Annotated in this window: 16 protein-coding genes; 8 read left to right on the forward strand and 8 right to left on the reverse strand. The window is 67.6% G+C overall.

The annotated features are described in order from the left end of the window. Positions 1 to 21 precede the first annotated feature (21 nt). Positions 22 to 783 (forward strand): class I SAM-dependent methyltransferase, encoded by a 762-nt coding sequence (locus L5G33_RS09900; RefSeq protein ID WP_236998008.1) that lies wholly within the window; start codon positions 22 to 24, stop codon positions 781 to 783. A gap of 23 nt (positions 784 to 806) precedes the next feature. Here L5G33_RS09900 and L5G33_RS09905 read toward each other — a convergent pair whose 3' ends face one another. From L5G33_RS09905 to L5G33_RS09935, 7 genes are all read right to left on the reverse strand, one after another. Beyond that, positions 807 to 1322: a hypothetical protein gene (locus L5G33_RS09905; RefSeq protein WP_236998009.1), complete on the reverse strand. Its 516-nt coding sequence runs from the start codon at positions 1320 to 1322 to the stop codon at positions 807 to 809. Between the two features lie 48 nt (positions 1323 to 1370). Further along, entirely contained in the window at positions 1371 to 3941 is a 2571-nt protein-coding gene (locus L5G33_RS09910; protein WP_236998010.1) for an ABC transporter permease, read from the reverse strand. 2 nt (positions 3942 to 3943) lie between these two features. Next, on the reverse strand, positions 3944 to 4732 hold the full coding sequence (locus L5G33_RS09915) for an ABC transporter ATP-binding protein (RefSeq protein ID WP_236998011.1): 789 nt from the start codon (positions 4730 to 4732) through the stop codon (positions 3944 to 3946). Positions 4733 to 4905: 173 nt separating this feature from the next. Further along, complete coding sequence (locus tag L5G33_RS09920; RefSeq protein WP_236998012.1) at positions 4906 to 6726, reverse strand: phosphoenolpyruvate carboxykinase (GTP); 1821 nt, start codon at positions 6724 to 6726, stop codon at positions 4906 to 4908. Positions 6727 to 6840: 114 nt separating this feature from the next. Continuing rightward, entirely contained in the window at positions 6841 to 7182 is a 342-nt protein-coding gene (locus L5G33_RS09925; protein WP_236998013.1) for a DUF6802 family protein, read from the reverse strand. Positions 7183 to 7193: 11 nt separating this feature from the next. Continuing rightward, the gene (locus L5G33_RS09930; protein ID WP_236998014.1) at positions 7194 to 8339 is read right to left on the reverse strand and encodes a hypothetical protein; all 1146 of its coding nucleotides are present in this window, start codon (positions 8337 to 8339) and stop codon (positions 7194 to 7196) included. Beyond that, the gene (locus L5G33_RS09935; RefSeq protein ID WP_236998015.1) at positions 8336 to 9025 is read right to left on the reverse strand and encodes a hypothetical protein; all 690 of its coding nucleotides are present in this window, start codon (positions 9023 to 9025) and stop codon (positions 8336 to 8338) included. Before L5G33_RS09935 ends, L5G33_RS09930 begins: the two co-directional genes overlap by 4 nt. A gap of 102 nt (positions 9026 to 9127) precedes the next feature. Here L5G33_RS09935 and trmB point away from each other — a divergent pair, with 102 nt between their 5' ends. From trmB to L5G33_RS09960, 5 genes are all read left to right on the forward strand, one after another. After that, a complete protein-coding gene (gene trmB, locus L5G33_RS09940) occupies positions 9128 to 9964 on the forward strand; it encodes a tRNA (guanosine(46)-N7)-methyltransferase TrmB (protein WP_372476881.1) in 837 nt (278 codons plus the stop codon). Continuing rightward, a complete protein-coding gene (locus tag L5G33_RS09945) occupies positions 9961 to 10617 on the forward strand; it encodes an NYN domain-containing protein (RefSeq protein WP_236998017.1) in 657 nt (218 codons plus the stop codon). Before trmB ends, L5G33_RS09945 begins: the two co-directional genes overlap by 4 nt. Positions 10618 to 10733: 116 nt before the next feature. Next, positions 10734 to 13943, forward strand: a complete 3210-nt coding sequence (locus L5G33_RS09950; RefSeq protein ID WP_236998018.1) for an MMPL family transporter — start codon at positions 10734 to 10736, stop codon at positions 13941 to 13943. Positions 13944 to 13964: 21 nt separating this feature from the next. After that, complete coding sequence (locus tag L5G33_RS09955) at positions 13965 to 15128, forward strand: lysylphosphatidylglycerol synthase transmembrane domain-containing protein (RefSeq protein WP_236998019.1); 1164 nt, start codon at positions 13965 to 13967, stop codon at positions 15126 to 15128. Between the two features lie 23 nt (positions 15129 to 15151). Beyond that, entirely contained in the window at positions 15152 to 15562 is a 411-nt protein-coding gene (locus L5G33_RS09960; protein ID WP_236998020.1) for a DUF3054 domain-containing protein, read from the forward strand. On the opposite strand, the gene L5G33_RS09965 is transcribed toward L5G33_RS09960, so the two are convergent. Beyond that, entirely contained in the window at positions 15559 to 17205 is a 1647-nt protein-coding gene (locus L5G33_RS09965; RefSeq protein ID WP_236998021.1) for an NTF2-like N-terminal transpeptidase domain-containing protein, read from the reverse strand. The two genes, L5G33_RS09960 and L5G33_RS09965, sit on opposite strands and share 4 nt — an antisense overlap. A 130-nt stretch (positions 17206 to 17335) precedes the next feature. On the opposite strand from L5G33_RS09965, the gene L5G33_RS09970 reads away from it, so the two are divergent. Beyond that, positions 17336 to 18061, forward strand: coding sequence for a pirin family protein (locus L5G33_RS09970; protein WP_236998022.1), 726 nt, complete (start codon positions 17336 to 17338; stop codon positions 18059 to 18061). 60 nt (positions 18062 to 18121) lie between these two features. Beyond that, positions 18122 to 20104, forward strand: coding sequence for a M13 family metallopeptidase (locus L5G33_RS09975; protein WP_265742740.1), 1983 nt, complete (start codon positions 18122 to 18124; stop codon positions 20102 to 20104). Positions 20105 to 20118: the final 14 nt, after the last annotated feature.

Consider the following 20118-nt stretch of genomic DNA (forward strand, 5'->3'; position numbering starts at 1 on the left):
AGGGTATGCCACGCTAGTGAAATGTCGACGTCGAGATTCGCGCGCCGGGCCACCGTCGCCCGCTCGGTTCGACTGTTCCGGGAGTTCCGCCACGAGCAGACCGAACCCGACCGCTTCTACAGTGCGCTGGCCGACGACACCGCCGTGATGATCGCCGACCTGCACCCTGCGCCGCTCGACGGTTCGACGGTTCTCGACGTCGGCGGCGGTCCCGGCTTCTTCGCCGACGCGTTCACCGACCTGGGCGCGCGCTACCTGTCGGTGGAGCCCGACGCAGGCGAGATGCACGCCGCGGGACTCGACCACCGGACGGCGGTCCGGGCGCAGGGCCAGCATCTGCCGTTTCGGGCCGACAGCGTCGACGTCTGCTATTCGTCGAACGTCGCTGAGCACACCGATCGTCCGTGGGACATGGCCGACGAGATGGTCCGTGTGACACGACCCGGCGGCACCGTCGTCGTCAGCTACACCCTGTGGTGGGGTCCGTTCGGCGGCCACGAGATGGGACTCACCCACTACCTCGGCGGGCACCGCGCTGCACGCATGTACGCCCGCCGGCACGGGCGCCCGCCGAAGAATCTGTTCGGGGAGTCCCTGTTCCCGATCACCGCGGCCGCGGGCCTGCGCTGGGCGCGTGGAGCGGGCGACGTGGACCTCCGTCTCGCATTCCCCCGTTACCTGCCGCGATGGACGTGGCCGGTCGTCAAGGTCCCCGGGGTGCGGGAGGTGGGCGCCACGAACCTCGTGCTGGTGTTGCAGAAACGGTCCGCGACGCCGGGGTGAGCAGGCGTCCTCTGCCGCGCTGGTCAGCGGGGCAGCGTCGCGCGACAGCTGAAGGGGCCCACTCCGGACGTCGAGGACGCCAGCAGTTCTTCGCCCTGCATGATCGTGCAGGTGATCCGGCCGCGGACGACGATGCCGGAGACCTCGGCGCGACGGTCGACGACCGTGGTCCGTTGCTGCCAGGGCGTTCCGGTCACCACGACGACCCGCGACCGGCTGCCCGCGCGGTAGCCGACGCCGACGACGTCGCCGTCACCGGTGAGCTGGTAGATCACGGTGCCCGGCTCACCCGTCGGCCTCGTATGCGTGGACTCCGGCGTCGTCGGTGTCGACGCCGGAGTCGACGTGGTCGACGTGGTCGACGTCGGAGCCCTCGTCGACTCGCTCGTGGCCGGGACGGTGGTCGTCGCGGGAGCGGCACCGGAAGTCGACGACGTCTTGTCCCTAACCACCAGCACCGCGACCACGATCAGCGCGATCAGCGCCACGATCACCACCACGGACAGCACGGCTGTACGCGCGGTGCTCCGGTTGCTCATGGCACCCGACTCAGTGCGGTGACAGTCACGACGATCACGGCTCGACGATCATGACTCGACGATGGCTTCGAGCGGTCGCGTCCGTGCGGCGGTGACCGCAGGCCACAGCGCGGCGATGACACCGACGACCGCCGCGCCGACCAGCGTTCCGCCGATCAGAGTCCACGGGATGACGACGGCGTCCAGCCCCCAGTAGGCGAGCGTCCGGACGAGCGGGATGGCGATCGCAAGCCCCAGGACGACGCCCAACAGCGCACCGAACACGGCGATATACGTCGACTCCAGATAGATGGAGCGGCGGACCTGCGACCGCGCCATCCCGACCGCGCGAAGCATCCCAATCTCCTTCTTACGCTCCACCACCGACAACGCGAGCGTGTTGACGATGCCGAGCACCGCGATTGCCAGCGACAGCGCCAGCAGTGCGTACAGCGTCACGAGCATCTGGTCGACAGTCGACGACACCGAATTCTTGAACTCTTCACGATCCTGGATCTGGACGACCAGATACTGCTTGGTCACGTCCTCGATCTGGCTGCGCAACTCGTCGACATCGGTACCGGGCTTGCCCTTCACCCAGATTGGTACGGCCTGACGCATCGTCTCGACCGGTACCAGCTTCCGGTAGGCGTCGGCGCCGACGATCCGCGGTCCGATCACCTCGCTGTCCTCGTAGATCCCGGTGATCGTGACGGGCACGACGTCACCGGTCAGCGCGGTGAGCGACACCTTGTCGCCCAGCTCGAACCCCTGGTCGCGGGCCGTCGACTCGTCGACCGCGAGCCCGTCGCCCGGCACGTCGAGGCTGCCCTGCTCCGTCTTGATGACTGCGACGTCGTTGAGCGATCCGCCGAGCGCCGCGGTCATCCAGAACGGCTTGTCGTCGAGTTTCGCGGTCGCGACCGCCTGGCTGATGACGACTCCCGCGTCTGGGACTTTCTCACGAACCGTGTCGGCGATGCCGATCGGCAACGGTCCGTTGTTGGTGGACGACATGATGAAGTCGGCTGTCACACCCTTGTCGACGGCGTCGTTGACGGTGCCTTTGAACGAGGTGCCGATGGTGCCGATGACGACGACGAGCATCAACCCGAGCGTCAATGCGAACGCGGTGGCCGCCGACCGCCGTGGGTTCCGCACGGCGTTGGTCCGCGCGAGCCGACCGACGGTCCCGAACGGTTTCGCGAACACCGCACCGAAGCCGCCGACGATCGGCTGAGACAGCGCGGGCGCGCCGAGCACCACGGCGATGACGGCGAGGAGTGCTCCGAGCCCGACGATCAGCGCTGGGCCGGTGCCCTCGCCGAGCCCGCCGACGACGAGCGCGAGCACACCGAGCACGCCGACGATCGCTGCGGCGAGCGTCCGCTTGCGGAGCGATCCGGCGCCAGGCTCCACCGTGCTCGCTCGCATCGCCTCGACCGGCGGGATCCGCGACGCGCGACGCGCCGGGATCCACGCGCTGAGCATCGTGACGACGACGCCGACCAGAAGGGCCGCGATAACTGCGGTCGCACCGATCTGGATGCCGTTCGACGGCAGCCCCTGCGACTCGGTGAACGCAAGCAGCGCGGCCGCGATCCCGATACCGAGGCCGAGGCCGACGAGGCCGCCGATCACGCCGACGATCGATGCCTCCAACAGCACCGACCGGGACACGTCCTTTCGACTCGCGCCGATGGCGCGCAACAGCGCCAACTCCTTGTTTCGCTGGGCGACGATCATCGAGAACGTGTTGTAGATGATGAATGTGCCGACGAGCAGGCCGATCGCCGCAAATGCGAGGAACACCGCTTGGATGATCGTCAAGAATTCGCCTACCTGGGCCTTCTGGTCCTCGCGAACCTGATCCCCGGTGCGGACCTTGTACAGGTCGTCGACGGTCTTCGCGTCACCGAGCGCCGCGTGCACGGCGTCCCGCAGCTGGGTGTCGGAGACACCGGGCTTCGCGGACATATCGACGACGGAGACGTATTCGCCGTCGGAGAAGTACTGGTTCGCGGTCTCCTCGTCGAATGCGATGCCCACGAAACCGCCGGTGGACGTCGGCATGTCCGTGAGGCCGACGACCGTCACCTGGAGGGGATCGGAGACACCCGTCCCGAGGACGACGGTCGTCGTGGACCCGACGTGCAGTCCGGCCTTCTCCGCGGCGTCGTTGTTGATGAGGATCTCGTCGGCGTGAGCCGGCGCGCGACCGTCGACGATGGTATTCGCCGAATCGCCGATCGCGCGGTCCGGCGGCAGATACGCCGAAGCGACGCTCGGTGCGCCACCGGTCTGGATGGGCTTGCCGGACGAGTCAGCGACGGTGACGGGTCCACCGACGTTCTCGACGAGACGGTCGATGCCGAGCTCATCCTTCTTGTTCCTGAGCTCGTCGACGAGCTCGACGGGCACGCCGGGAGCGTCGGACTCGGCGGCCGTCACCTCGACGGCGACACCCCGCGCCGCACTGTCGAAGATCGAGTTGAACGCTTGCGAGACAGTCGATGTGAAGATGAGGGCTGCGGCCACGAAGCTCGTGCCGAGAACCACCGAGAACACGGTCAGGACGAGCCGGAGCTTATGCGAGGACAGGCTCCGCACAGAGACGCGGCGCATCACGGACGACCCCATCGTCAGTGCTCCCCGGTGGTGGAGCCGCCGGGTGTCGCGTCGTCGAGATGCTTCATCACTTCGAAGACGTCGTCGGCTGTCGGCTGGCGTAGCTCACGGACCAGTTGACCGTCTGCGAGAAAGACCACCCGGTCGGCGTACGCCGCCGCCCGCGGGTCGTGGGTGACGATGACGACCGTCTGACCGAACTCGTCGGTCGCCGCCCGCAGGATGTCGAGGACCTCGCCGGACGACCGGGAGTCGAGGTTGCCGGTCGGCTCGTCGCCGAAAATGATGTCGGGCTTGCCGACCAAGGCACGGGCACACGCCACACGCTGCTGCTGCCCACCGGACAACTCGCTCGGACGATGCGCCAGCCGGTCGCCGATGCCGAGCCTACCGATCACCGTGTCGAACCATTCGCGGTCGACGTCGCGTCCCGCGATCCCTTGCGGCAGGGTGATGTTCTCCTCCGCCGTCAACGTCGGCACCAGGTTGAACGCCTGGAAGACGAAACCGATACGGTCCCGGCGCAACTTTGTCATGTCCTTGTCGGAGAGCCCCTCCAGGTCGACCGACCCGATCCGGACCCGGCCGCTGGACGCCGTGTCGAGGCCTGCCAGGCAGTGCATGAGAGTGGATTTGCCCGAACCCGACGGGCCCATGATCGCGGTGAACTCACCCGCCTTGAAGTCGATCGTCACGCCACGTAACGCGTGGACGACGGTGTCACCTGACCCGTACGTCTTGGTCAGTGTCTCGGCACGTGCGGCGATCTGCTCACGCTGGTCGTCTCCAGCTGCGTGTGTCATAGGTCCCAGGGTTCCAAACCCGGAGGCTAAGCGCTATCGGGAATTTCCCTGAGACGAGTCGACCGCCGCACACGAGACGAGTGGAGTCGAGGTCCCCGGGGGGATCTCGACTCCACTCGATCGGAAGAACTAGGGCTCGACCAGCAAGGACTAGGCGCGAACCGGGGCTGCTGTCAGGCCAGGCGTTCGCGCAAGCCGTCGAGCTCGTCGCGAAGGGCGGTGGGCAGCTTGTCGCCGACGAAGCCGAACCACTCCTCGATGCTCGGGAGTTCGTCGCGCCACTCGTCGACGTCGACGGCGAGAGCCTCGGCGACATCGTCGACGGAGACGTCCAGACCGGTCAGGTCCAGTTCCTCCGGCTTCGCGACGACGCCGATCGGGGTCTCGACACCCTCGACGTTGCCCTCGATGCGGTCGACCATCCACTTGAGGACGCGAGTGTTCTCGCCGAATCCCGGCCACAGGAAGCGACCGTCAGCGCCGCGCCGGAACCAGTTGACGTAGAACACGGCGGGCAGCTGAGCGCCGTTGCGGCGACCGATGTTGAGCCAGTGCTCGAAGTAATCGCCGACGTGGTAGCCGAGGAACGGCAGCATGGCCATCGGGTCGCGGCGCGTGGTACCGACCTTGCCCTCGGCCGCAGCGGTCTGCTCGGAACCGACCGTGGCGCCCATGAACACGGCGTGCTCCCAGTCGCGGGCCTGCGTGACCAGCGGGACCGTCGTCTTACGGCGTCCACCGAACAGGATCGCCGAGATCGGCACGCCCTGCGGGTCGTCCCACTCGGGGGCCAGCGTCGGGCACTGCGACATCGGGGTGCAGTACCGCGAGTTCGGGTGGGCAGCCTTCTCGTTCGACTCCGGCGTCCAATCGTTGCCATGCCAGTCGATGAGGTGGTCGGGGGCGTCGCCGATGCCCTCCCACCAGACGTCGCCGTCGTCGGTGCGCGCGACGTTCGTGTACAGGGTATTGCCTGCTTCGATGGTCTGCATCGCGGTCGGGTTCGAGTCCATACCGGTTCCGGGTGCGACGCCGAAGAAGCCGAACTCGGGATTCACCGCGTACAGGCGGCCGTCCGCACCGAAACGCATCCACGCGATGTCGTCGCCGACGGTCTCGGCGCGCCAACCCGGCAGGGTGGGCAGGATCATCGCGAGGTTGGTCTTGCCGCAGGCCGACGGGAACGCGGCGGCGATGTAGTAGACCTTGTCCTCGGGTGAGATCAGCTTGAGGATGAGCATGTGCTCGGCCAGCCAGCCCTCGTCGTGCGCCATCGCCGACGCGATGCGCAACGCGTAGCACTTCTTGCCGAGAAGGGCGTTGCCGCCGTAACCCGAGCCGTACGACCAGATCACGCGGTCTTCGGGGAACTGGACGATGTACTTGTCCGGGTTGCACGGCCACGGCACGTCCTGCTGCCCGGGCTCAAGCGGAGCTCCCACTGAATGGAGGGCCTTCACGAAGAAGCCTTCGGTGCCGAGCGTCTCGAGGACCTTCGGGCCCACCCGCGTCATGACGCGCATAGAGAGGACGACGTATGCGGAGTCGGTGATCTCGACACCGAGCTTCGGGTCGTCCGAGCCGAGCGGACCCATGCAGAACGGAACAACGTACATCGTGCGTCCGCGCATGCATCCGCGGTACAGCTCGGTCATCGTCGCGCGCATCTCGTTGGGGTCGACCCAGTTGTTGGTCGGTCCGGCGGCCTCTTCGGTCTTGGAGCAGATGAAGGTGCGCGATTCGACGCGGGCGACGTCGGCGGGGTCGGAGAGCGCGAGGAACGAGTTCGGCTTCTTCTCGTCGTTCAGCTTCACCATGGTGCCCGACTCGACCAGCTCGGCCGACAGTCGGTCCCACTCCTCGTCACTGCCGTCCGACCAGACCACCCGGTCGGGCTGCGTCAGTTCGGCGACCTCCGCCACCCAGGCAAGCAGTCCGGCGTGTGTGGTCGGGGCGTTCCCGGGCTCGAGGCCCGGAATGGTCGCAGCGGTCATGCGGATCTCCTCAGTAACGGCAATGCCTGCGCCAGTAGTTCCGTCCAGGCGCAGTTGTCGTTGAGGATACGCGTTGTGTACCGCGGTCCGGCAGTCGGTTGGGCGAGGAATTCGTCACGGCAGGCGACCGAGTGATGTGGGTCTCCATGGGAGCGGTTCGTCGGATTCTGCGGTGACGGTGACACCGCCTGCCGTTTCCAGTCGAGTCACCCGATCGACCTGCCCGTCTCTGTCGGTGTCGGTGAGGATCGCCGGATCGCCCGCGATGTCGGTGAGGATCGAGTCGGGCACGCCGTCCGCGTCGGCGTCCAGGTCTGGCGGGCCGAGATCCCACAGTTGACCGTCGTCGTAGATCCACAGGTCGTCACCCGCGTCGACGGCAGCGACCGATTCCGCGGAGACCGCGTCGTCCGCGGGTTCAGTACCGAACCAGTCCTCCATCGCGCCTTCCGTCACCCTCTACTAGGTTAGACGCGCCGGACCGGCATTCGGTTCCACGTGTGGCGTCCGACCCCGACTTCGACTGCGCTCAACTGCGCGACCAAGCGGTGCTCCGCTGCCGTTCTACTCAATGTCACTGTGTCGGCGGTCCACTTGCGCAGCGCCGCGCGAACCGACGCCGTCCGTCGGACGCCCACGATCCAGGCGGCGACTGCGAGACCGGTCAGCGCGGTGAGCACCGCGCCGGCCCACCCGAGTCCGGCCCACTGCACCATCGGCGTCACGAGCATCCGCCCGACACCGAATCCAGCGGTGACTCCGAACAGCAAGACCACGGCGTCCTCGGCACTCGGTCGGCGCTCCGGCGGCGACGGGACCGTTCCTGTCGACGGCGGCAGCTGCCGCAGCGGACCGCCCGTCGCGTCGTCGAGACCGAGCGCGGCGACGGTGTGCACCCGGTCGAGCCGGTCGATGAGCAGGGACTGCGCTGCCGCGTCGACGGCGGCGATCGCACTGCTCAACCAGCGGGTATACGCGTCGGCGTCACGGGGTCGGAGGCCACCGCACACCCGTTCGGCAGTCACCCCGAGGCCTTGGAACGCTTCGCGTGCGGAGGTGACGACGTCGGCTCGCGCGGCCGTCACTCCGGCGCGGACGCCGGCCAGACGGTCGGCGCGGGTCGGCGCGGGCTGTGGCGCCCTGCGGGGTTCGGCGGACGCGAGCGCGATGACCTCGGTCGGTGGGCGGGTCGGCACCGACGATCCCGCGGCCGCTGCCGCGCCAAGGGTCGAGCACCACTGCCGCAGCTCATTGAGGCCGCCGCCGGTCGCGACCGAGACGGCGAACATCGCGAGACGGCGGTCGGGGTCGAGGACGTCCCGTGCCCGTTCGGCGAGAGCGGGCCAGTCCGGGTACCGCTCCACCCGGGTCGCGACGAGTGCCGTCGACGTTCCACGGTCTGCCAGCATCGCGAGCAGTTCACGCTCTTCTGCTCCCGGGTCGCACGACAGATCGAGCACCACCACTGCGCAACGGCAGGCCGGGTCCGCGTCCACATCGCCGCCGATCGCCGCCGCGAGCGCGCCGGGGTCGCCCCCGGCGGTCCCCACCACGACTGTTCCGATGACGTCTGATCCGTTGTTGTCTGGCGCGGAATCGACGGGGCCGATCACGGGCGAGCTCCCACCAGGGCACGCTCGGACTCCTCACGCGAGGAGTCGCGTGCCGCGAGCAGGCGCAGATCCGTACACAGGCGGGCATCGCGCCGCCTCGCGACCGCGGTGGACGCGGCCCGGATCGCGTCGGCGACGGCGTCGATGCCGCTCGCCGCGTGCAGGCTCGCCGCGAGCGCGTCTGCCGTCATACCCGGTTCGGCCGCCAACCGGGCCCTGGCCAACCCAACCCCGTACAAACCGTAGCGACGCAACAGGTCGTCGGCCGGTTCGCGGGAGAGGAGCGAGTCCAGGTCGGCGGGCCCGACAGTCGCCGACGCCAACAGCGCCGACACCGGCAGAACCTGGCGACCGAGCGCACCCTCGGCCGCGAACGCCGCCGCCCGCGCGTCGTCTCGAACGTCGGCCTTTCCCGCGACGACGATCAACGGAGCGGCCGTCGCGCACGCCCGTACGTCGCACCGGCGCGGCGCCGCACCGATCACTCGGACAAGCAGGTCTGCCTCGCCCGGCGGATCGACATCGAACGAGTCTGCATCGCCGATCACCGTGCACGACAGGCGAAATCGCGCCCGTAAGGCTGCGGCCACGGTCGACGAGCCCACGCCGCGATGCCCGCCGACGGCCACGGCCAACGGCGCCAGACGCCGTCGCTGAGCTTCCCTGAACGCTTGACTGTCCCCCATGTCGAACGCCTCCCCCAAGGTCGGGTACGACGCTACGCGCCGTGGTCCGCGCACGGAGCCTGTTGCGAACATCCGGGTGTCGGTTGTCCACACTCGCCGCAAGTGCGACACGATGGAACCGTGAATAACGACGAGAACCCCGTCGCCGGCCCGTCCGCGCCCCGTGACAACTCGCGCCTATACCCTCGTGTCACGAGCTTCCGGTTCCGCCGCGGTTCGCTGACCAAAGGCCAGCAGCACAATTGGGAGACGTTGTGGCCCACCCTCGGCCGCGATCTGCGCACCGGGCCGGACGCCGCAGACGAGCCGCCGCTGAACACGGCGGACTGGTTCGGCCGCGACGCCCCGCTCGTGATCGAGGTGGGTAGCGGCACCGGCATCTCGACGGCGGCGATGGCCGAGGCCGAACCCGACGTCGACGTGGTGGCCGTCGAGGTCTACCAGCCGGGTCTCGCCCAGCTGGTAGGACTCGTCCATCGCGGCGGCCTCGAGAACGTCCGGATGGTCCGCGGTGACGCAACCGTCGTGTTCAGTGAACTAGTCGCGTCGGACAGCCTGACCGGCGTCCGAGTGTTCTTCCCCGACCCGTGGCCCAAGACGCGCCACCACAAGCGTCGCTTCCTGCAGTCCGGGACGATCGAGCTGATCGCCGACCGGCTGAAGCCGGGCGGCGTCCTGCACATCGCCACCGACCACGCCGACTACGCGCTGTGGATCGCCGAACTGCTCGCCACGCAGCGTCCGGACCGCCCCCATGTGGTGCCGTTGACTTTCGATTCGCCCATCCTGCTGGAGCGTCCGACGACTAAGTTCGAAGGACGCGCCCAGGTGGAGGGCCGCGACGTCAACGAGTTCGTCTACGTAAAGCCTTTCGAGCACACAGAGAAGCCTTTCGAGCGCGCCGGGACGAGCGACCGCAATCAGGAGGATCCGTCATGACCGCACCCGAGTTCGCCGAAGCGATCACCGGTACCAGCGCGGCCCGCCGGGTTCTGCTGGTCTGGGACGCTCCCAACATGGACATGGGGTTGGGCAGTCTCCTCGGCGGCCGCCCGACCGCTGCACACCGTCCGCGCTTCGACGCGCTCGGCCGCTGGGTGCTTCAACGGACCGCGGCGATCGGCGCCGCCACCCACGACGAGGTCGAACCGGAGGCGACGGTGTTCACCAACATCGCTCCGGGGAGCGCCGACGTCGTGCGCCCATGGGTGGAAGCGCTGCGGAACGTCGGCTACGCGGTGTTCGCGAAACCCAAACTCGCCGACGACAGCGATGTCGACGACGACATGCTGAATCATCTGCAGGTGCGACGACACTCTCCCGGACTGGCGGGGGTGATCGTCGCCTCCGCCGACGGTCAGGCCTTCCGGGAACCGCTGCTGGAGCTCGCCGCCGAAGGCGTGCCAGTCACCGTGATCGGCTTCCGCGAACACGCGAGTTGGGCGCTCACCGCCGATGAGCTGGAGTTCGTCGACCTCGAGGAGATCCCCGGAGTGTTCCGGGAGCCGCTCCCCCGCATCAGCCTCGACTCTCTGCCCGACGACGGCGCGTGGCTCACCCCGTTCCGACCGCTCAGCGCGCTCCTCAAGTGAAACTGGGCGCCACGCATCTGAAACTGAACGTTTCACCCCAGGTCGTTGTCGTGTTTTCTCAGGTGTAGCTGAGACAATCGCACTTTCGAGTGTTCGCGAGAAGGAAGGAAGCCGGCGTGTTCGGATCCATCGGCTCATTCGTGTACCGAATGCGCTTCGCCGTCATCGCTGTGCTCATCGCATTGATGGGCGGCCTGGGCCTGTACGGCATGGACCTGCCGAACCACCTCTCGCAGAGCGGCTGGTTCGACCCGGAGTCGGAGTCGGTGACCGGCTCGGAGATCGCCGACAGCGCACTCGGCCGCGACCACAAGTCCGACGTCATCCTGCTGATCACACCCGCCGAGGGCACCCGCATCGACGACGAGGCGTTCGGTCAAAAGATGCAGGAGATGACCGACGACCTCATCGCCGCGCACCCCGACGTCGTCAGCCGGGAGGTCGACGAGAACCACGCGGGTCTGATCAGTCCGTTCGACGCGGTGACGAACTCCGCGAACCAGATCGCCGCGGAGCAGAAGCGCGGCCGCATGTGGACTCAGGACCGCGAACACGGCTTCATCTCGATCGGTGTCGCAGGCAACGACGACACCTCGATCTTGAAGAACTACCAGGAGATAGAGCCGTTCTTCGACGATCTCGCCGAGAAGTACGACCTGCCGGGCACCCAGTTCGAATTGGCGGGCCTCCAGCCGGTCGCCAACGCGATGTCCGAAGGAATGGACGCCGACATCAGCCGCGCCGAGGTCATCGCCCTGCCCGTGGTCGCGGTCATGTTGCTGTTCGTGTTCGGCGGGGTGGTCGCCGCCATCCTGCCGGTGTTCATCGGCGGTCTGACGATCGCCGGTTCGCTCGGCATCACCAAGATCATCGCGCAGATGACCGAACTGAACATCTTCGCGCAGTCGGTCATCACACTGATCGGCCTCGGCATCGCCATCGACTACGGCTTGTTCATGGTGAGTCGGTTCCGTGAGGAGCTAGCCGAGGGCTACACAGTGAAGGCCGCGGTCCGAAGAACGGTGATGACCTCGGGTCAGACGGTCGTGTTCTCGGCGACGATCATCGTCGCGGCCCTCGCCTGTCTCTTGATGTTCCCGCAGGCGTTCCTCAAATCCGTGGCGTACGGTGCCATCGCCTCGGTCGGTCTCGCAGCCGTCCTGTCGATCACCGTGCTCCCCGCGCTGTTGGCGATCCTGGGTCGGCGCGTGGACGCGTTCAGCGTGCCGTTCCTCAACCGGAACAAGACCAGGGAAGAGGTAGAAGCAGGGTTCTGGGGAAAGCTCGCCACCTGGGTGATGAGACATCCGCTCAAGACCGCGATTCCGACGGTCCTGCTGCTCCTGGCGCTGATCATCCCGTTCGGCAACATCGCGTTCACCGGGCTCAGTGAGAAACTGCTGCCCCCGGACAACCAGAACCGCGTGGCCCAGCAGCACTTCGACGAACTGTTCCCGACCGAACGCACCGAAGAACTCAAGCTGGTCGTCGTCTACGACCAGAACGGCGACGACGTCGCAGGCAAGCTGCAGACGATCGCTGACGAAGCCAACGAGATCCCCGGCTTCACCAAGGCCTTCTCGCCCACCGCCGAAGGCGGAGCCCTCGACGGCATCTACGGCGACGAGGAGAGCGGGTGGGGCGTCACCCAGATGTCAGCGGGCCTGGTCGACCGAAACGACGCGCCCGACGCCATCGACGCGTTGCGCGACATCGATCCTCAGGGACTGCGGATCTACGTCGCGGGCACACCTGCGCTCACCCAGGACTCCATCGACGGACTGATGACGAAGCTCCCCTACATGGCCGTCCTCCTGGTCGTGGTGGCTGGACTGCTGATGTTCCTCGCGTTCGGGTCGGTCATCCTGCCGATCAAGGCTGCGTTGATGACCGCGCTCGGCCTCGGCTCCACCCTCGGCATCTTGACCTGGATCTTCGTCGACGGAAACGGCTCATCGCTCGCGAACTTCACGCCGGGACCACTGTTCGCTCCGATCCTCGTGTTGATCATCGCGATCATCTACGGTCTGTCGACCGACTACGAGATATTCCTGTTGTCCCGCATGGTCGAGGCCAGACAGAACGGCGCGTCCACCACGGAGGCGATCCGGACCGGTACCGCGAACACCGGTCGGATCATCACGGCGGCAGCCGCGATCCTCGTCGTGGTCACCGGCGCGTTCGGCCTGTCGGACATCGTGATGATGAAGTACATCGCGTACGGCATGATCGCAGCTCTCATCCTGGACGCGACGGTCATCCGCATGCTCCTTGTGCCGTCGGTGATGAAGTTGCTCGGTGACGACTGCTGGTGGTCGCCGCGGTGGATGCAGCGTCTGCAGCAGAAGATCGGGCTCGGTGAGACGACTCTCCTCGATGAACCCGACGAGAAGGAGGACCGCACCTTCGCGGCGGTCGGCGCATCGTCGGGCGGCGTGGTCGCCGCGGCCGAGGCTCCGACGACCGCGATGAAACGGATCTCCGAACGCCCCGTCGCCGGTCGAGCCGAGCCGACCGGTGCGCGACGCGCACTCGTCAAGGCCGACCGCACCGGCGCGTCCGCGGCCGGCGAGCTCGACGACGTGCACGGCACCGACAGCACGCTCGACGAACTGATCTCCGACGACGCTGCCGAACCCGTGAAGGCGCCCGACGCCAAGAAGTGGTCGGAGCCGAAGCCGAAGCCCGCTGCGACCGCGCCGACACCGGCGTCGACCAAACGCAAGAGCGACGGTCCGGACACCGGTTCGTGGAAGCTCGGAGCGGGCGGTGTCCGCCAGACGTCGCGCGACATGCGCCCCCGACCCCAACCGAGTCAGGGCGCGCCGGTCGAAGGGCCGGGCCAGGGGCGACGTCCACAGCCCCCGGCAGCCCGGCAGCCCGGACCCCGTACGCCGCAGCGACCGACGTCTGCGCCGTTGCCCGCGCAGCGTCCGGCGTCTGCCCGACGGGTTGGCCCGCCGCCGGCAGCGCAGCCGCCACAAGCGAAACCCGCGCAGCCGACCCCGCAGCGGCCGCAGCCCGCACCGTCGTCGAACAACCAATCGGCGACGAACAAGCAGGCGGCGTCGAACAACCAGCCTGCGACTACCCAGATTCCGGCGACGCCCGCTCGGCCGACACCGAGACCACGGCCGACACCGCAGCAGGAGCCGCCCCGGCCTGCACGGCCCCCGCAGGCTCCCGACGCCGAGCAACAGTCGCCGGACTCGGACGACGCGCGGTCGGCGCGGGAGCTTCGCCCCGACCGCGGCAGCGAAGGGAACCAGATCAGCGTGCAGGAGCTCCTGCGACGCAGCAGGGGTCATCAGTCGAACGAGGATTGACTCCCCCGTAGGGTGTACGACATGCCCGACGACGCCGCCTCATCGGCCGACGCCCCCGACTCATCGTCGGGCCAGCGTCGGCCGTGGCGTCTCTGGCTTCGCTGGGCCGCGGCCGTCGCGGTCGTCGTGATCCTCGGCGTTGAAGGCTATTACATCTGGCCGCGGCTGAAGGAGACCTGGGACCACATCGGCGAGCTCCGCTGGGAGTGGGTGATCGCCTGCATCCTCGCGGCCGGCCTGTCGATGGACAGTTACGCGCAGGTCCAGCGGGCGCTCATGCGTTCGGCCGGCGTGAAGGTCAGCCAACGCGAGTCGCTCGCGGTCATCCTCGCGTCAAACTCGTTGTCGCAGACCATGCCGGGCGGCCAAGTGCTCTCTCCGGCGTTCGTCTACCGGGAGAGCCGCAAGTGGGGCGCAACCCCGGTGATCGCGTCCTGGCAGGTCGTCATGTCCGGGCTGCTCGCGGGCGCAGGCCTCGCGGTGCTGGGGCTCGGCGGCGCGCTGCTCGCGGGTGCCAAGACCAGTCCGTTCTCGGTCATCTTCAGCATCGCCGGGTTCCTCGTCTTCGCGGTCGCCGTGCAGTATCTGGCCAGCCATCCGCAGATGCTCGAGAACGCGGGACTCCGTGTCCTCTCCTGGGTCAACAACATTCGCGACAAGCCGGATGATCACGGGACCGCGCGCCTCAAGCAGATCATCGAACAGTTGGAGGCCGTCCAGCTCAATCGGCGCGACGGCGCGTTCGCGTTCGGGTGGAGCTTCTTCAACTGGGTCGCCGACGTCGCCTGCCTCGCGTTCGCGTGCTACGCGGTGAACGCGCACCCGTCGTTCGCCGGCCTCATGGTGGCGTATGCGGCCGGCAAGGCGGTCGGCACCGCGATACCGCTGCTGCCCGGCGGTATCGGCGTCGTCGACATCACCATGCAGTTGGCGCTCACCTCTGCCGGCATGCCTGCGGGTGTCGCTCTCAGCGCGATCCTCGTCTACCGTCTCATCAGCTACATCCTCGTCGCCGTCGTCGGCTGGATCGTGATCGCCGTCCGATACCGCGGCGCGGTCAAATCCGATGTGGCCCTCGACAAGGAGATGGCCGACGATCGCGCACGGTTCGTCGACCAGGACAAGGGTGAGTCGACGTCGACGCAGCCGACCGATCAGGACGAGGATCGCCCGAGCGCCGGGTGAGGCTCCCCGACTACCGTAGAGGCATGACCTCCCCTACACCCACCGCATCGCGGCACGCCCGGAGCACCGCTCTCGTCGTCGCAGGCGTCGCCGACCTCATCGCGATCTGCGTGTTCGTCGCGATTGGCCGACGCAATCACGACGAGGCGGGGTCGATCACCGGATTCCTGACGACGCTCTGGCCGTTCCTGGCCGGCGCCGCATTCGGTTGGTGCATCACCGTCGTCGCGACCGGGCGCCGGTTCGCGCCGAACGCTCTGGTCCCCACGGGCGTCGTCGTCTGGGTGTCTGCCGTCGTCGTCGGCATGATCTTGCGAGTCGTCTCCGGCCAGGGCACCGCTACGTCGTTCGTCATCGTCGCGACCCTCGCCACCGGCGTCCTACTGCTCGGCTGGCGTGCGATCGCGGCGCTGTCCTCGCGGCGCTCGCGCTAGCGTTTCGACACCGTGAAGTACTTCTGCGCCACCTGTAGTGCCGCTGTCCCCGACTTGTCGCCTTCGCAGTAGATCACCAGGACCTTGCCGTTGTGCAGGCCGACGAACCAGCCCGGCCCCTGCGGGCCGTTGGTGCCGACGAGGGCGCGCAGGCCGGGAGCGCCGGTGAGGTCGCTCGCGTCGCCAGTCTTCGCGACCTGCGTCATCGTCTGCAGGACGTCGCGCGCGACTTCCGGTGTGAACTGTCCGAGCGCGCCGCCGGTGACCTTCGTCGTCGCCCCCTTGATGATGTACGGCGCGACGGCTCCGGTCTCCCCCGCGGACGCCCTGGCCAACGCGACGCCCAACGCCCCCATGTTCAGCATGGACGCCTGGTAGTCGTTCGGTTTGAACTGGGCGCTCGACACTTTCGGCCGGATCGCCGTCCCACGCGGCAGGCTCACACCCGGCGCGGTGAACTTCACGCCGAGGCCGAAGTGGTACAGCATGTCGTCGGCGCTGCCGGAGTCGCCCCTGGTGGCGCGGTCAATCGCCCCGAAGACGGGGTCGAGAGCCGACCCGGTCGCGTACGACGTTCCAGCGGCCACCTTGCGACGCGCAGCCTCGTCGTTCTGGGCCATCGCGAGGATTCCACCGGTCGACGCGTCGAAGGTCATCATCGTCGCGGGTTGCGCCACGTCGACGACGGAGTCGCCCAACACCAGCTGCTCATTCTGGTCGACAGTGGTCGGGATGTCCTTGGCGGGCGGCCCCTGCTCGTGCGCCAATCGTCTGGGCTTGCTCCCCGGCGTCACCAGCTGGACCTGCCAGCCGGCTGTCGCATCGCGAACGGCGGTCCAGTAGTTCGTCAGCCCGTCCTCGAGGGGGCTCGATAAGCGGCGATCGTCCATCACGAGTTTGCCTGCGTGATCGACGGTGACGCCGGTGATCTTCTCCGGATCGGCGGCGAGCATCTTCATGTCCGGGTCGCGCAGCACCACGGCAGTCACGGGACGCCCGCCCGCTTCATCGACCTTCTTACGGATCACCGGTGCGGTTATCAGCGGAGCGATCGGCTCGATGGCGTGCGCGAGCGAGGTGATCGCGGCGTCCGACTTGCGTCCCGCGGCTTTCGGATCGAAGACGATCTCATTGACCGGCTCCATCTTCATGAAGACTTTGCCGGTCCGGCTGTCGACCGTTGGTGCGGGCGTCGCGTCGGTGCGAACCTTCTGCAGCCGGGATCCGGCAGGCATGTCCGGGTAGACGAGGCCGGGCTCCCACTGGACTTTCCACCCGCTCGACAGTTCGCGCGCCGTGCCGGAGGTGTCGGTCTCGAACGTCCCCTGGCCAGGCCAGACCCACGTGGTCTTCATGGTGAACGACGCCGTGCCGTCGCTGTATTCGATCGGCTTGTTCACCGTGGTCTCGACAGTCTTCGCCCCCATGCCCGCGAAGGTCGCGCCGAGTGACTCCGCGGCGGGCTCGGGCGCCGTTGTCAGGCCGGACGCAGCCTCGACGTCCTGGTCTCCGATCGCCGAGGCGAAATCGCCGACGATGCTCGCCACGTCGGTGCCGTCCCCCGACCCGCACCCCGTGACCACTGTCAGTGCGACGGCAGCGGCCACCGCCGCAGCTGCCGCGCTGTATCCCCTCCACACCATGACACCAATTTTCACTCTTTTCACATGCGTTTCATCGCACGTGGCCTTACATTCGTGACTCGTTGTGGTCACGATTTCGCATCGCCACCGCTTGAATGGTGCAACGTGGCCCTGTCCGCATAATAGATGTATGTGTCCGACGATTCAGCGCGCTGCCGAACGTGTCTCCACCCAGACCGATTGGCTCACGTCGGCGCACAGCTTCTCGTTCGGCGACCACTACGATCCGTCGAACACCCACCACGGCGCCCTGATGGTGCACAACGAGGACACGATAGGCGCCGGACAGGGGTTCGACACCCATCCGCACGCCGAGACCGAGATCGTGACCTGGGTGCTGTCCGGGTCGCTCGTCCACCAGGACTCCGAAGGGAACTCCGGCGTCATCCATCCGGGCCTCGCGCAGCGGATGAGCGCGGGGACCGGCATCCTGCACTCTGAGCGCAACGACCGCGCGGAATCGACGGACCCGGTGCATCTGATCCAGATGTGGGTGTGGCCCGACGAGAGCGGACTCGACCCGGGGTACGAGCAGCGCGACATCACCGCCGACCTCACTCCCGGGTCTCTCGTTCCGGTCGCGTCCGGCGACCCGTCTCACGACTCGGCGATCCGTATCGCCAATTCGGGTGCAACGCTGTACGCGCTCCGGTTGAACGCCGGAGGGTCAGCCACGATTCCGGCCGGGCGCTTCACCCACCTATTCGTCACCTCCGGTTCGATCACCGTCGACGGCGAGCGTCTCGACACAGCCGATGCGTTGCGTGCCACCGACTTCGGCGGCACGACGCTCCGCGCCGCCACCGAAGCCGAAGTCCTCATCTGGTCCATGTCCAAGCGTCTGGGGCAGTGGTGACCGGCCGCCACCGCTGGTCGAGGCCCCATCGGTAGTCGAACAGGGTCGACACCATGCACTATGGAGTGCGTGACTATCGAACAGACCTCCGGACTGGACCTGGAAGGGGTCGACCCCGCGGTGCGCGTCGCCGACGACCTCTTCTCGCACGTGAACGGCAAGTGGCTTGAGACGCACGAGATCCCGGGCGACCGCAGCATCGACGGCGCGTTCCACGTGCTGCGCGACAACGCCGAAGCCGATGTCCGTGCGATCGTCGAGGAGTGCGCCGATAACCCCGGCGACGATGCGACGTCGACGCTGATCGGTGATCTTTACGCCTCGTTCATGGATACCGAGCGCATCGAGGAGCTCGGTCTCACTGCGATCGACGACTACCTCACGGCGATCGCGACCATCGCCTCCCCCGCCGACCTCGCCCGGACCCTCGGCTCGTTGCAGCGGGTCGGTGTGCGCGGCCTGTTCGGCTTCTACGTGGACACGGACGCCCGCAAGTCCGACCGTTACCTCGTGCACGTCGGCCAGGGCGGTCTCGGGCTGCCCGACGAGTCGTACTACCGCGAGGAGAACCACGCACAGACGCTGGTCGCGTACCGCACGCATGTGGCTGCGATGTTCGCGCTGGCAGGCATCGACGATCCGGACGGCGCCGCGGCGACGGTCGTCGACCTGGAAACGCAGATCGCCAGCCACCACTGGGATGTGGTGGCTCGCCGCGACGCCGAGGCCACCTACAACCTGCGGACGCTCACCGAATTCACCGACGGCGCTGCGGGTTTCGACGTCGCGGCATGGCTGCTCGGGCTGGCCGCGCCGACCGAAGAGACGTTCGCCGAGGTCGTCGTCGGCCAGCCGTCATTCTTCGCCGGTGCAGGCGAGCTCATCGCGTCGCGACCGCTCGACGACTGGAAGACGTGGCTGCGGTGGAAGCTGCTGAACTCGGCGGCCCCCTACCTGTCGAGTGCGTTCGTCGACGAGAACTTCGCGTTCTACGGGACGACGCTGACCGGAGCCGAGGAGATCCGCGACCGGTGGAAGCGCGGTGTGGGCTTCGTCGAGTCGAGTGCGGGCTTCGCGGTCGGCGAATTGTACGTGGCCAAGCACTTCCCGCCCGCAGCGAAGGCCCGGATGGACGAGTTGATCGCGAATCTCGTCGAGGCGTACCGCCGCAACATCTCCGACCTCGAGTGGATGACGCCGGAGACCCGAGCACGCGCATTGGCCAAGCTCGAACAGTTCACCCCGAAGATCGGCTACCCGGCGACGTGGATCGACTATTCGACGTTGGCAGCCGACCGCGGCGACCTGATCGGAAACCTGCGTCGCGCGTCGTCGTTCGAGACGTCGCGCGAGCTCGCGAAGATCGGACAGCCGGTGGACCGCGACGAATGGTTCATGACACCGCAGACGGTGAACGCCTACTACAACCCGGGCATGAACGAGATCGTGTTCCCCGCCGCAATCCTGCAGGCCCCGTTCTTCGACCCGGATGCCGACGACGCCGCGAACTACGGCGGCATCGGGGCGGTGATCGGCCACGAGATCGGCCACGGCTTCGACGATCAGGGCGCCAAGTACGACGGAGACGGCAATCTCGTCGACTGGTGGACCGATGACGACCGCGCGGAGTTCGGCAAGCGCACTGCTGCCCTCGCCGACCAGTACGACCAGTTCACACCCGACGGGTTGGACGAGAAATACAAGGTCAACGGCGAGTTCACCCTCGGCGAGAACATCGGCGATCTGGGCGGACTGTCGATCGCGCTCGTCGCCTACGCGATCTCGACCGAGAGCGCGGGTGAGCCGCCGGTGATCGACGGGTTGACCGGCGAGCAACGTGTGTTCTTCAGCTGGGCGCAGATCTGGCGGACCAAGACCCGCGACGCCGAAGCCATTCGCCGTCTCTCGATCGACCCGCACAGCCCGCCTGAGTTCCGATGCAACGGCGTCGTCCGCAACGTCGACGCGTTCTACGCGGCATTCGACGTAGCCCCCGGCGATGCGCTGTACCTGGATCCTGCTGAGCGCGTCCGAATCTGGTAACGCCCACCGCGGTT

The sequence above is a fragment of the Gordonia liuliyuniae genome, from assembly GCF_021738805.1.
In the GTDB taxonomy this organism is placed as follows: Bacteria; Actinomycetota; Actinomycetes; order Mycobacteriales; family Mycobacteriaceae; genus Gordonia; species Gordonia liuliyuniae.

Coding starts and splice junctions, on each gene's coding strand:
- L5G33_RS09900 (WP_236998008.1), top strand. CDS start 22: ATGTCGACGTCGAGATTCGCGCGCCGGGCCACCGTCGCCCGCTCGGTT.
- L5G33_RS09905 (WP_236998009.1), bottom strand. CDS start 1,322: ATGAGCAACCGGAGCACCGCGCGTACAGCCGTGCTGTCCGTGGTGGTG.
- L5G33_RS09910 (WP_236998010.1), bottom strand. CDS start 3,941: ATGGGGTCGTCCGTGATGCGCCGCGTCTCTGTGCGGAGCCTGTCCTCG.
- L5G33_RS09915 (WP_236998011.1), bottom strand. CDS start 4,732: ATGACACACGCAGCTGGAGACGACCAGCGTGAGCAGATCGCCGCACGT.
- L5G33_RS09920 (WP_236998012.1), bottom strand. CDS start 6,726: ATGACCGCTGCGACCATTCCGGGCCTCGAGCCCGGGAACGCCCCGACC.
- L5G33_RS09935 (WP_236998015.1), bottom strand. CDS start 9,025: ATGGGGGACAGTCAAGCGTTCAGGGAAGCTCAGCGACGGCGTCTGGCG.
- L5G33_RS09945 (WP_236998017.1), top strand. CDS start 9,961: ATGACCGCACCCGAGTTCGCCGAAGCGATCACCGGTACCAGCGCGGCC.
- L5G33_RS09955 (WP_236998019.1), top strand. CDS start 13,965: ATGCCCGACGACGCCGCCTCATCGGCCGACGCCCCCGACTCATCGTCG.
- L5G33_RS09960 (WP_236998020.1), top strand. CDS start 15,152: ATGACCTCCCCTACACCCACCGCATCGCGGCACGCCCGGAGCACCGCT.
- L5G33_RS09965 (WP_236998021.1), bottom strand. CDS start 17,205: ATGGTGTGGAGGGGATACAGCGCGGCAGCTGCGGCGGTGGCCGCTGCC.
- L5G33_RS09970 (WP_236998022.1), top strand. CDS start 17,336: ATGTGTCCGACGATTCAGCGCGCTGCCGAACGTGTCTCCACCCAGACC.
- L5G33_RS09975 (WP_265742740.1), top strand. CDS start 18,122: ATGGAGTGCGTGACTATCGAACAGACCTCCGGACTGGACCTGGAAGGG.